A 12,738-nucleotide genomic window follows, 5' to 3' on the forward strand; every position below is an offset into this window, starting at 1 on the left:
CGCTGCACCGACGGGGGTTCTGTGCTGCTCGGCACACCGGGCGCGGTAATTTTCCTCGCTGCGCGCTGCCGAGAAGAACATTGTCACGCGCCGCGTCCCCGATGCGCGGGCGAAGCGCCGATAACAGCCCAGGAATAGCCCAAGAGGGCTAGGCGTTGTATGGGTCGGACGGTGTGGTATCTTGCCACCAGGCGTTGAGCTTCAGCTCCGCCTGATCTTCCAAAGTCGGCCCCGGCCCTCCTCTTCGTGAGAGCCCCGGCCTCCTTTCCTTCATCACCCGCCGGTCCTCGTGCGAGGCGTCCGGCGCATCTCCCCCAAGGGGCTCATCATGTCTGTGCACACCATTCCTGAGCAGCGTGCCGCCGAGCCGCTCCGCCAGGTGGACGGCCTCCTGGACGTACGCGACAAGTCCGCGTTCATCCGGGCGGGCCACCTGCCGGGGCCGGGCGACGTACGCCTGACACCCGAGAAGGTACGCCAGTGGGACCTGCGTCCCGGTGACCACGTCACCGCGTCCTTCGCCGGCAACAAACTGATGCGGGTCGAGACGGTCAACGGCGCCACCTCGTGGCGTGACCGGCCCCGGTTCGACCAGCTCACACCCGTACATCCGACCGAGCGGCTGAGCATCGAGACCGAGTCGCTCAGCACCCGCGTGATCGACCTGTTCGCGCCCATCGGCAAGGGGCAGCGCGGCCTCATCGTGGCGCCGCCCAAGGCCGGCAAGACCATGGTCCTCCAGGCGCTGGCCGCCGGGATCACCCGCAACCACCCGGAGGTCCACCTCATGGTCGTCCTGGTGGGCGAGCGTCCCGAGGAGGTCACGGAGATGCGCGCCACCATCGACGGCGAGATCTTCTCCTCGACCTTCGACCACCCGGACCGCGACCACACCACGCTGGCCGAGCTGGCCGTCGAGCGCGCCAAGCGCCTCGTCGAGTCGGGGCGCGACGTGGTCGTGCTGCTCGACTCGCTGACGCGGCTGGGGCGCGCGTACAACAACGTCACGCCGCCCGGCAGCGGGCGCGTGCTGACGGGCGGCATCGACGCCCGCGCGCTCTACCCGCCCAAGCGCTTCTTCGGCGCGGCCCGCAACGTGGAGGGCGGCGGCTCGCTGACCATCCTGGCCACGGCTCTGGTGGACACCGGGTCGCGGATGGACAACAACCTCTACGAGGAGTTCAAGGGGACGGGGAACATGGAGCTGCACCTCGTCCGCGAGCTGGCGGAGCGCCGCCTGTTCCCCGCCGTGGACCTCGACGCCTCCGGGACCAGGCGCGAGGAGATCCTGATGCACTCCGCCGAGCAGGAGGTGGTGTGGCGGCTGCGGCGCATGCTCACGGCGCTGGAGAAGCAGCAGGGCATGCAGATCCTCGTGGACAAGCTCCGCTCCACCCCGTCCAACGCCGCCTTCCTCCTCGAAGCGGCCAACGCGGCCTGACGCGCGGCCGTGCACCACAATGGCCCCATGCTGGCTGACATCGTCGAATACCTCATCTGCCCCGTCTGCGGCGCCGACCTGCACCTGGCGGGCGCGACCGTGCGATGCGCCGGCAACCATGCCTTCGACGTGGCCAAGCAGGGTTACGTGAGCCTGCTCACCGGCTCGGGGCAGCCGGGCACCGCCGACACTCCCGAGATGGTGGCCGCCAGGGCGGCCTTCCTCGACAAGGGTCACTACGCCCCGCTGGCGGACGCGGTGGCGCAGGCGGTGCGCGAACACCTGGTGCGGGAGAACGTTCCAGGAAAACATGAGTCCTCTACCGAAACGAATGACGGCGCGGAAACGAAGGCGTACCGTGGGGCGGGAGTGGAGGCCGGTCACGGCGCGCCGGCTGCGGACGGCGGGCGGGAGCCGGAAGTCGCCGAGGGGCATCGCGCGGAGGGCAGGACCGCGCCGGTGATCGTCGACGCGGGCACGGGCACAGGGCACTACCTGGCGGCCGTGCTCAACGAGGTGAACGATGGCATCGGGATGGCGTTCGATGTGTCGAAGCACGCTGTACGCCGGGCGGCGCGGGTGCATCCCAGGGCAGGGGCGTTCGTGGCCGACGTGTGGCGTCCGCTTCCGATCGGGAGCGGGGTGGCCGACGTGGTGATCGACGTTTTCGCGCCCAGGAACGGGCCCGAGTTCCGGCGCGTGCTGCGGCCGGAAGGCGCCGCGGTGGTGGTCACGCCGGCACCGGAGCATCTCAGCCCGCTCGTCGAGGAGCTCGGGCTGCTCTCCGTCGACGAGGAGAAGGAACGCAGGGTCGCGCGGAGCCTGGAGGGTTTCACCGAGACGGCGCGGCGCTCGATCGAGTTCGAGATGGAGCTGGGGCATGACGACATCGCCCAGGTCGTCGGGATGGGCCCGAGTGCGTGGCATCACCAGGCGAACACGCTTGATGAGCGAATCGCCGCAGTTGTATCCCGAAATGTCGCGAAAAGACAGCAAAAAGTAGTAACGCGCGCCGCGTTTCATCTGTCTATCTTCGAGCCGGCACACCGATCAAGACCTGTTCCTTGACGGGCATGTGCGACTGGTGTTACTGATGGGGCATTTAGTCCGAAATTCCCCCACATTCTCGGAGTATTTCCCCGGCACAGGCGCAATACTGGACGGCATCCCGGGCCTGGAGGCGCGGGACATCAACGGGAGGGGGCGCGCCGGATGAAGGCGGAGGAACGCTGGCAGGCCAGGTTCCGGGCGTCGCGCATGACGCTGCCTGCCTGGGCGCGCCAAGCCCCGAACCGCTCCATCTATCGCTCCAACGCCACGGGCAAGTGGGAGGTCTACGCCTGGGACCGTGTGACCGGTGCCACCCGCCAGGTCACCGACCAGCCCAAGGGCACCGCGTACGCCGCGATCGACCCCACCGGGCAGTGGATCCACTGGTTCGCCGACACCGACGGAGACGAGTACGGCGGCTGGTGGCGCCAGCCGTTCACCGGCGGCGCCGACGAGCCCCTCGCCCCCGACCTGCCGCCGGGCCAGCCCGGCGGCATCGCGCTGTCCACGACCGGCGTCGCGGCGATCAGCGTGGCCGGCGAGGGCACCTTCCGCATCCACCTGGTACGCCCCGGCCAGCCCGCCGACACGCTCTACGAGCACACCGAGGCCGCCTGGGTCGCCGCCATGTCCCTCGACGGCTCCCTCATCGCCATCAACCACGGCGAGTACGGCGACTTCAGGCACCCGGCGCTGCGCGTCGTCCGCCAGAACGGCCACGTCGTCGGCGAGCTGCACGACGGCCCTGCCAAGGGCGTGGTCGGCCTCAGCTTCGCCCCCGTCCCCGGCGACCGCCGCCTGCTCGCCCTGCACGAGCGCCGCAGCCGCCACGAGCCCCTGGTCTGGGACCCGGTGACGGGCGAGCAGCGCGAGATCTGGCTGCGCGACCCGGGCGAGCTCGACGCCGAGTGGTACGACGACGGCCGCGGCCTGCTCATCCTGCGCGACGACCGCGCCCGCAGCTACCTGCACCGCTACGACCTGGGCGGCGGCGGCCTGACCCCGATCGAGACGCCGCACGGCGTGATCGACGAGGCCACGCCCCGGCCCGGCGGGCACGTCGAGTACTCCTGGTCCAGCGCCTCGCGCCCGCCGGTCGTCCGGTCGAGCAACGGCCAGGTCGTGGTCAACCCCATCGGCCCGCCGGCCCCGCCGAGCGTCCCGGTGGAGGACATCGACGTCGAGGGCGAGGCCGGCCGCATCCACGCGCTGGTCTCCAAGCCGGAGGTCGGCACGGCCCCGCACCCCACGGTCTTCCTGCTGCACGGCGGCCCGACGTCGCACGACCGCGACGCGTTCTCGCCGACGGTGGCCGCCTGGGTGGACGCCGGGTTCGCGGTCGTACGGGTCAACTACCGGGGCTCCACCGGCTACGGCTCCGCCTGGCGGGACGCCCTGCGCGGCGACGTGGGCCACATCGAGCTGGCCGACGTGGCCGCCGTCCGGCAGTGGGTCGTCGACCACGGCATCGCCGACCCGGGCAAGACCGTGCTCGCCGGCACCGCCTGGGGCGGCTACCTGACGCTGCTCGGCCTCGGCACCCAGCCCGACCTGTGGGCGTGCGGCATCGCCGCGGTGCCGATCGCCTGCCACCAGACCTCCTACGAGGACGAGGCCGAGAGCCTGCGCGCCTACCACCGCGCCCTGCTCGGCGGCTCGCCCGACGAGCAGCCGGAACGGTACGCGGCCAGCTCCCCGATCACCTACGTGGACCAGGTCAAGAGCCCGCTGCTGATCCTCGCGGGCGAGAACGACACGCGGTGCCCGCTGCGGCAGATCGAGAAGTACGTCACCAAGCTCGAGGAGCACGGGCGGCATCACGAGGTCTACACCTACGACGCCATCCGGGGCTCGCTCGTGGTCTCCGAGCGGATCGCACAGACGGCGCTGCAGCTCGACTTCGCGCGCAAGCACGTGGGCGCGCCGTGACGTTTGACACGGCGCGCCGGGGATCCTGACTCGTTCCCTTGACGGTCGGGCGACGCGCCTGTCATCATCGCGCCACCCGTAGTCAGCCGGAAGGCGCACCTTGACCAGCACTACTTCGGGCTCGGCGGGCGCCCAGCACCGCCCAGCGGGCCTGCGACACGGCTCAGGCTCGGCAGGCGCGCGACACCGTCCAGCGGGCGCCCAGGACCGCTCGGCGCGCGCGCAGAGCCGCTCAGCGGGCGCACAGAGGCGCTCAGCGGGCGCGCAAAGGCACTCAGCGGGCGCGCAGGACCACGATGGCCAGGTCGTCGGCGCTGGGCTCGGCCGCGAACTCCGCCGCACCCCTGCGGATGCGCTCGGCCACCGCCCTGGCCGACAGCCCCGCACACTCGGCCAGCAGCTTGGCCAGCCCGCCGTCGTCATCGAGCAGCCGCCCGCCGGAGCGCCGCTCGGTCACCCCGTCGGTCACGGCCAGCAGCACATCCCCATGATCGAGGTGAATGGTGTCGGCCTCGAACACGACCTCGTGGAACACCCCGAGCAACGACTGCGGCGTGGTCACCGCCTCGACCTTGCCGCTCGGCTTGAGCCGCAGGGCCTCGGGATGCCCGGCCGACACCAGCCGCACCTCCAGCCCGTCCGGCACGGGTGTGATGTCACCGTGCAGGAGCGTGAGGAACCGCGCCCGCTCGCCCTCCTCCAGGATCGCCTGGTTGAGCCGTCCGAGCACGGCCGCCACGCCGTACCCCTCGCGGGCCAGCAGCCGCAACGTGTGGCGGGCCAGGCCGGTCACGGCGGCGGCCTCGGGGCCGGTGCCGCAGACGTCGCCGATGGCGAAGCGCCAGGAGTCGTCGGTCGCCTTGAACAGGTCGTAGAAGTCGCCGCCGACCTCGTTGACCTCGCCGGCGGGCTCGTAGATGACGCCGTAGTCGAGGCCGGGCACCTCGGGCTCGTTCGGCGGGAGCAGGCTGCGTTGCAGGGCGCGGTTGGCGGCGGCCTGCTGGGCGTAGAGCCGGGCGTTGTCCATGGCCAGCGCGGCGCGCCGGCCGATGTCCTCGGCGAACTGGATGACCTCGTCGGGGAAACGGTCGGGCCGGCCCAGGCACATCATGCCGAGGCTGCGGCCGCGCGCCATCAGCGGCACGGCCAGCACCTGCGACTCGGGCAGGTGGATCATGGAGGTGACGCGGGTGTCGGCGGCGTCGATGGCCATGTCGGCGAGCTGCTCGCGCAGGCCGTCGATCCTGGCCTCGTCGGCGTGCCAGAGGTAGGTCAGGCGCAGCGGCCCGGAGTTGTCAGAGGTGTAGACGGCGCACCAGCTCGACAGCCGCGGCACCACGACCTGCGCGATGATCGCCGGCACCATGTCGGGGTCGAGCGTGCCGGCGAGCAGGTCGCTGGCATCGGCGAGAAACCCCAGCCAATGTGGCCCGCGGCTGCTCTCCTGCAGCCATTCGGCGGCCACCCGGTCCGCGGAGCCGGGTAGCGTGAGCCTTGCCCAATGGACACGGGAATCGCCCGCAAAGGTGACTCCCCACTCCTCGACGTTGACGGAAGGAGCCTTCGGATCACCGTGGGATAGGTTTCGCTGCCGCAGCTCAACCTGGACTGCGTCCCCGAAATGCTTCCAAATCACCTCAAACGGCTCGTCAGCGACCTGCTCGGCCAGATCCGCGGCGACCTGCTCGGCGGTATGGAGCACGCCGCCGGTGGCCCACGCGGTCATCACCTCGCGTGTGAACCTCATCGCAGCCGTCACAGCGGTCTCGCCGGGCGCGAACGTCGCAGCCAGCACCGCATGGGGAGAAGCAGTCATCCCAACGTGCCTACCACACTTCCCGCTGACTTGGGGTAAATCCAAGGACAGGACTACGAGCTACTCATCGTGACAGACTTGAATCACTCGCCGCGCGGCGACGGCGGGTGAAGGAGGCCCCATGACCACGGCCAAGGCCGCTCTAAGCCCCGAGGAGAGGACTTACACCGAATCGGATCTCGTTCCCATCCTGGAGACTCTCTTCTCTTGGCGTGACGGAGACTTCCGGCGTCGGGTTCCTCACGCGCCTCCTGGAATCCTCAGCGAGGTGCGGCTGCTGCTGAACGAAGTGGCCGACCGGCGTGAGCACCTGGCCAACGAGCTGTCACGCGTACGCAAAGAAGTGGTCAAGGAAGGTCGCTTCGGCGAGCGGCTGACGCCCGGGCCGGGTGTCGGCGCGTGGGCGGAGAGCGTCGAGTCGGTGAACATGCTCATCGACGCGCTGGTGAGCCCGGTAAGCGGCGCGGCCGACGTCATCGACGCGGTGGCCAAGGGCGACCTGTCCCGGCGCATCGACCTCGACCGCTCGGCGCGCGGCGAGGTGCGCCGGCTGGGCAAGGCCATCAACGGCATGGTCGACCAGCTCGCGCTGTTCAACTCCGAGGTGACGAGGGTCGCGCGCGAGGCCGGCACGGAGGGGCGGCTGGGCGGCAGCGCCAACCTGCGCGGCATGTCGGGAAGCTGGCGCGACCTGACCGAGGCCGTGAACACGATGTCGTCCCGCGTGGCGGCGCAGGTGCGCGACATCGCCGTGGTGACCACGGCGGTGGCCAAGGGCGATCTGAGCCGCAAGGTGACGGTCGACGCCGTGGGCGAGATGTTCGAGCTGAAGAACACCGTCAACACGATGGTCGACCAGCTCTCCGGCTTCGCCGAGGAGGTGACCCGAGTCGCCCGCGAGGTCGGCACCGAGGGCCAGCTCGGCGGCCAGGCCCAGGTGACCGGCGTGTCGGGCGTCTGGAAGGACCTCACCGACAACGTCAACTTCATGGCCAACAACCTGACCTCGCAGGTGCGCAGCATCGCGACCGTGGCGACGGCGGTGGCTCAGGGCAATTTGTCAAAGAAGATCACCGTTGACGCGCAGGGTGAGATCCTGCAGCTCAAGGACACCCTCAACACGATGGTGGACCAGCTCTCCTCCTTCGCCGACGAGGTCACCCGAGTCGCCAGGGAAGTGGGCACCGAGGGCAAGCTGGGCGGTCGCGCCGAGGTCAAGGGCGTGTCGGGCGTCTGGAAGGACCTCACCGACAACGTCAACTCCATGGCGCGCAACCTGACCTACCAGGTACGCAACATCGCCCAGGTCACCACGGCCGTGGCCAACGGCGACCTCACCCGCAAGATCGACGTGGACGCCCAGGGCGAGATCCTGGAGCTCAAGTCCACCATGAACACGATGGTCGAGCAGCTCTCGTCGTTCGCCTCCGAGGTGACCCGAGTCGCCCGCGAGGTCGGCACCGAGGGCCAGCTCGGCGGCCAGGCGCAGGTGCGCGGCGTCTCGGGCGTCTGGAAGGACCTCACCGAGAACGTCAACTCGATGGCCAACAACCTCACCTCGCAGGTGCGCCAGATCGCGGCCGTGTCGTCCGCGGTGGCGCAGGGCAACCTGTCGAAGAAGATCACCGTTGACGCCCAGGGCGAGATGCTGCAGCTCAAGGACACCCTCAACACGATGGTGGACCAGCTCTCCTCCTTCGCCGACGAGGTCACCCGAGTCGCCAGGGAGGTCGGCACGGAGGGCCAGCTCGGCGGACAGGCCAGGGTGAAGGGCGTGTCGGGCGTCTGGAAGGACCTCACCGACAACGTCAACTCCATGGCCAACAACCTGACCTACCAGGTGCGCAACATCGCCGAGGTGACCACCGCGGTCGCCAACGGCGACCTCACCCGCAAGATCGACGTGAACGCGCAGGGCGAGATCCTCGCGCTGAAGACCACGGTCAACCGGATGGTCGACCAGCTCTCGTCGTTCGCCTCCGAGGTCACCCGAGTCGCCCGAGAGGTCGGCACGGAGGGCCAGCTCGGCGGCCAGGCCCGCGTCGAGGGCGTCGAGGGCACCTGGAAGCGGCTCACCGAGAGCGTGAACGAGCTGGCCGGCAGCCTCACCACGCAGATCCGCGCCATCGCGACCGTGACCAGCGCCGTGGCGCGCGGCGACCTGACCCGCTCCATCGCCATCGACGCCCAGGGCGAGCTGGCGGAGCTGAAGGACAACATCAACTCGATGGTGGGCAGCCTGCGCGAGACCACGCAGGCCAACCAGGAGCAGGACTGGCTGAAGTCCAACCTGGCCCGCATCTCCCGCCTCATGCAGGGCCACCGCGACCTGCTGGAGGTGGCCAAGCTGACGATGAGCGAGCTGACGCCGCTGGTCTCGGCCCGCTACGGCGCCTTCTACAGCATCGAGCCCGAGCACGAGCGCAACCTCATCCTCATCGGCGGCTACGGCGTGCGCCCCGACCGGGGCCCGCGCCAGCGCTTCGAGTTCGGCGAGGGCATCGTCGGCCAGGCGGCCAGCGAGGGCAGGCACATCGTGCTGGACGACGTGCCGCCGCAGTTCGTCACCATCGACAGCGGGCTCAGCCGGTCCACGCCGGCGCAGATCGTGGTGCTGCCGATCCTGTTCGAGAACCGCGTGCTCGGCGTGCTGGAGCTGGCCTCGTTCACGCCGTTCGGGGAAGTGCACCTCGACTTCCTGACGCAGCTCGTCGAGACCATCGGCGTCACGATGAACACGATCATCGCCAACTCGCGCACCGAGGACCTGCTCACCGAGTCGCAGCGGCTCACCCGCGAGCTGCAGGAGCGCTCCGACGAGCTGCAGCGCCAGCAGGAGGAGCTGCGCAGGTCCAACGCCGAGCTGGAGGACAAGGCGGCGCTGCTGGCCAAGCAGAACCGCGCGATCGAGATCCAGAACTTCCAGATCGAGCAGGCCCGCCGCACGCTGGAGGAGCGCGCGGAGCAGCTCGCGGTGTCCTCGCGCTACAAGTCCGAGTTCCTCGCGAACATGTCGCACGAGCTGCGCACGCCGCTCAACAGCCTGCTGGTGCTGGCCAAGCTGCTGACCGAGAACGCCGAGGGCAACCTGACCTCGCAGCAGGTCGAGTTCGCCCGCACCATCCACAGCGCGGGCTCGGCGCTGCTGCAGCTCATCAACGACATGCTCGACCTGTCGAAGGTCGAGGCGGGCCGGATGGACATCCATCCGATCCAGGTGTCGCTGCCCAAGATGGTCGACCTGCTGGAGGCCGCGTTCGCTCCGCTCGCGCAGGACAAGGGGCTGTCGTTCAGCGTGGACGTCGAGCCCGAGGTGCCGCAGGAGCTGCGCGCCGACGAGCAGCGTCTGCAACAGGTGCTGCGGAACCTGCTGTCGAACGCGGTGAAGTTCACCCCGCGCGGCGAGGTCAAGCTGCGCGTGTCGATGGCCCCGCCGGGCATCGACTTCGACGACGACAGCCTGCACGACTCCACCGACCTGCTGGCCTTCCAGGTGATCGACACCGGCATCGGCATCGCGCCCGACAAGCGCGAGGTCATCTTCGAGGCGTTCAGGCAGGCCGACGGCACGACGAGCAGGAAGTACGGCGGCACCGGCCTGGGCCTGGCGATCTGCCGCGACATCGCCCGGCTGCTCGGCGGCGAGATCCACGTGGACAGCGAGCTGGGCAAGGGCAGCACGTTCACGCTCTACCTGCCGGCCTCGTACGCGGGCCCGCTGGCCGCGACCGACCCCGGCACGGCGCGCAGGCAGCTCATGACCCCGCCGAGCGAGGATCCGAGCTCGGCCACGCCCGAGCCGCCGCTGCCGCTCGACCTGCCGCTGCCCGAGCTGGTCGAGCCGCCGGCCGAGACGCCCAGCCAGTGGCAGGGCGACGACCCGCTGAACGGCGCCAAGATCCTGATCGTCGACGACGACATCCGCAACGTCTTCGCGCTGACCAGCGTGCTGGAGCGACACGGCTCCACCGTCGTCTACGCTGAGAACGGACGGGAGGGCATCGAGCAGCTCGAGCGGAACGAGGACGTCGCACTCGTGCTGATGGACATCATGATGCCGGAGATGGACGGGTGGGCCACCACCTCGGCCATCCGGCGCATGCCTCAGTTCGCCGACCTGCCGATCATCGCGCTGACCGCCAAGGTCATGCGCGGCGACCGGGAGAAGTCCATCGCGTCGGGCGCGTCCGACTACGTGCCCAAGCCTGTGGACGTGGATCGCCTGCTCGAACGGCTGCGCGGCTGGCTCAGCCGCGGCCGGGGCTCCGCGTCCGACTCATCAGCCTCGCCATCCGAAGGGTCGTGATCGATGCCGGATCGTGCCAAGATCCTCCTCGTCGATGACCGCGAGGAGAATCTGATCGCCCTCGAAGCCATCCTCAGCTCACTCGACCTGGTGCCGGTGCGTGCCAGGTCGGGTGAGGAGGCGCTCAAGGCGCTGCTCAACACCGAGTTCGCGCTCATCCTGCTGGATGTGCGCATGCCCGGCATGGACGGCTTCGAGACCGCCGCCCACATCAAGCGGCGGGAGCGCACCCGCAACATCCCGATCATCTTCCTGACCGTGGTGGACAGCGCTCCCGACTACGCTTTCCGCGGGTACGCGGCGGGCGCGGTGGACTACCTGACCAAGCCGTTCGACCCGTGGGTGCTGCGGGCGAAGGTGTCGGTGTTCGCCGAGCTGTACAACATGAACAAGCGCCTGGCCGAGCAGGGGTCGATGCTCCGCGACCGCCTCAGCGGCGAACTGCCGCCGGGGGCCGGTGACCACGCGTCGGTGCTGCCCGAGCTGTCGCGGCGGCTGACCGCCGTCGAGGACGAGCTGGCCAGGGTGAGGGAGCTGGCCCGCAAGTCGCAGGACCCCGCTCTGGCCGTGCCGCTCGCTGATCTGACGGATCGGCTCAGCCACCTGCGCGCCGGGTTCGACGCGCTCTCCTGACGTATCCCGCACCACCCCCGGGGCTCGCCATCCGCCCGGGGGTGTTCGCATGCGAGGGCGGCTGCCGTGCCCGGCCGGGTGCCCGGCCGGATGCGCGGGTGGGTGCCGTGGGATGGCGCCACCCGGGCTTCATGCCGCAGCACCGGCGCGGCAGGCCGCGCAGGCAGGCGAGCGGGGCCGGGTTGGCCCGGGTCAGTGGCGGGCGCGCTCCAGGGCGTCCCAGAAGCCGCGCCGCAGCGCGTGCCGTACCTCGTCGTGCAGCAGGAAGTCGATCGGCAGTGACGAGCCCTGCAACAGCCGCGCCTCCAGGTCGGACGGCATGCGCGGCTTGCGCGCCAGCACCGCCTCCAGCCACAGCGCGGGCGCGTCGCGGGCCACGGACTCGCCGAAGTCATGCCCCTCGCGGTGAGCGGCCTTGACGGCGTCGGCCAGGGTGGTGGCGCCCGCGGTGGCGGCGGCCGGGACGACGGGGGCGGGCTGCGGCCCGGTGTAGGGGCCGAGCTGCGACGGCTGGTAGGTGCCGCTCGACGACGTGGAGAACTGCCCGGTGGTGGGGCTGGACTGCTGGGGCTGCGCCTGGATGGGCCCGGTGGCCGGGGCGGAGGGGGGCGGCGGGGGCTGCTCGGCCTGGTAGCTGGTGTAGGACGGCAGCACGGGCGGCGTGGACGATTGGCCGCGCCCGTTGGAGGACTGGCCGTTGCCGGAGGAGGGCGCGGCGTGGCTGCCGCCGCCGGCCGAGCTGCTCTGGGGCAGCGAGGAGGGCGGGAGCGAGGACGGCGGGAGCGACGAAGAAGGCAGGGAGGACGGCGGGAGCGAGGAGGGCGGCAGGACCTGCGGCTGCGCGGGCGGCAGCGAGGGGGTGGCGTGCCCGTTGCTGGTCGGCTGGTGGTGGCCGTTGGAGGACTCGGTGACGCCGGAGATGACGCTCACGTACGGCCTCAGGTGCACGGCTCCGAGCTCCACCAGGTCGTCGCACTCCTGGCGCAGCGACCGGGAGACGGCCCAGCCGCCGTCGGCCGCGATATGGATCACGCTCACCCTGATGCCGAGGTCCTGCGCGTCGCACACGACCTGCGCGAGGTCCTCGTCGCCGCTGACCACGACCGCGTCGCAGATGGCGTTGTTGCGGGCGAGCGTCATCAGGTCACGATGGACCTGGGCGTCGACGCCTTCGCGCCTGCCCGGCCTGATGCGCGACAGCCTGAGCTTGAGGCCGGGGATGTCGGCCAGCGCGTCGTGCTCCGGCGTGCGGCGGCCTTCGACCGTCGCCTCGTACCAGTAGCAGCGCAGCAGCGGCAGCCCGGTGCGCTCGCGCGACAGGCTGGTCATGAGTTGCAGCAGCCCTGGATAGTCCCAGGAAACCGCTTCGCGATGACGCGTGCCGTGCACGGCCATGGCTCCATCAGCCAGCAGATAGCCAGCGTCCACGAACAGCGCGCAGCGATCCACTGACACCGCCCCTTTCCTGGTGGTCCGACCTTGCTGGCTCTGCACCGTCAGAGACCGGACTCGGCGGCCCTCTCTCAGGGTAATGAAAGCAGGTGATCGCGCGAGGGTTAATCC

At 70.3% G+C, this 12,738-nt stretch carries 7 protein-coding genes; 5 read left to right on the plus strand and 2 right to left on the minus strand.

Annotated features, from left to right (window positions below; genetic code table 11):
- The first annotated feature begins 289 nt into the window (after positions 1 to 289).
- The 3 genes from rho to FXF51_RS30970 all read left to right on the plus strand — a co-directional run bounded on the left by rho (position 290) and on the right by FXF51_RS30970 (position 4,420).
- Positions 290 to 1,441 carry a transcription termination factor Rho gene (gene rho / locus FXF51_RS30960; protein ID WP_262379945.1) on the plus strand — a complete coding sequence of 384 codons (1,152 nt, stop codon included), beginning with the start codon at positions 290 to 292 and terminating at the stop codon, positions 1,439 to 1,441.
- A 27-nt stretch (positions 1,442 to 1,468) separates the two neighbouring features.
- Positions 1,469 to 2,509, plus strand: a complete 1,041-nt coding sequence (locus tag FXF51_RS30965; RefSeq protein ID WP_187414662.1) for a putative RNA methyltransferase — start codon at positions 1,469 to 1,471, stop codon at positions 2,507 to 2,509.
- Between the two features lie 144 nt (positions 2,510 to 2,653).
- Entirely contained in the window at positions 2,654 to 4,420 is a 1,767-nt protein-coding gene (locus FXF51_RS30970; protein ID WP_148438225.1) for a prolyl oligopeptidase family serine peptidase, read from the plus strand.
- Positions 4,421 to 4,694: 274 nt separating this feature from the next.
- On the opposite strand, the gene FXF51_RS30975 is transcribed toward FXF51_RS30970, so the two are convergent.
- Positions 4,695 to 5,885: a PP2C family protein-serine/threonine phosphatase gene (locus tag FXF51_RS30975; protein ID WP_148438226.1), complete on the minus strand. Its 1,191-nt coding sequence runs from the start codon at positions 5,883 to 5,885 to the stop codon at positions 4,695 to 4,697.
- Between the two features lie 472 nt (positions 5,886 to 6,357).
- Here FXF51_RS30975 and FXF51_RS30980 point away from each other — a divergent pair, with 472 nt between their 5' ends.
- Positions 6,358 to 10,542 carry a HAMP domain-containing protein gene (locus tag FXF51_RS30980; protein WP_148438227.1) on the plus strand — a complete coding sequence of 1,395 codons (4,185 nt, stop codon included), beginning with the start codon at positions 6,358 to 6,360 and terminating at the stop codon, positions 10,540 to 10,542.
- A gap of 3 nt (positions 10,543 to 10,545) precedes the next feature.
- The gene (locus FXF51_RS30985) at positions 10,546 to 11,175 is read left to right on the plus strand and encodes a two-component system response regulator (RefSeq protein WP_148438228.1); all 630 of its coding nucleotides are present in this window, start codon (positions 10,546 to 10,548) and stop codon (positions 11,173 to 11,175) included.
- Between the two features lie 192 nt (positions 11,176 to 11,367).
- Here the strand turns inward: FXF51_RS30985 and FXF51_RS30990 are convergent, their stop codons facing one another.
- Positions 11,368 to 12,630: an NYN domain-containing protein gene (locus FXF51_RS30990; RefSeq protein ID WP_411268388.1), complete on the minus strand. Its 1,263-nt coding sequence runs from the start codon at positions 12,628 to 12,630 to the stop codon at positions 11,368 to 11,370.
- Positions 12,631 to 12,738: the final 108 nt, after the last annotated feature.

The organism is Nonomuraea sp. PA05 (assembly GCF_008086045.1).
Classification (GTDB): domain Bacteria; phylum Actinomycetota; class Actinomycetes; order Streptosporangiales; family Streptosporangiaceae; genus Nonomuraea; species Nonomuraea monospora.

Excerpts from the sequence above, each read along its gene's own strand:
- FXF51_RS30965 (WP_187414662.1), top strand. The coding sequence starts at position 1,469 with ATGCTGGCTGACATCGTCGAATACCTCATCTGCCCCGTCTGCGGCGCC.
- FXF51_RS30980 (WP_148438227.1), top strand. The coding sequence starts at position 6,358 with ATGACCACGGCCAAGGCCGCTCTAAGCCCCGAGGAGAGGACTTACACC.
- FXF51_RS30985 (WP_148438228.1), top strand. The coding sequence starts at position 10,546 with ATGCCGGATCGTGCCAAGATCCTCCTCGTCGATGACCGCGAGGAGAAT.
- FXF51_RS30970 (WP_148438225.1), top strand. The coding sequence starts at position 2,654 with ATGAAGGCGGAGGAACGCTGGCAGGCCAGGTTCCGGGCGTCGCGCATG.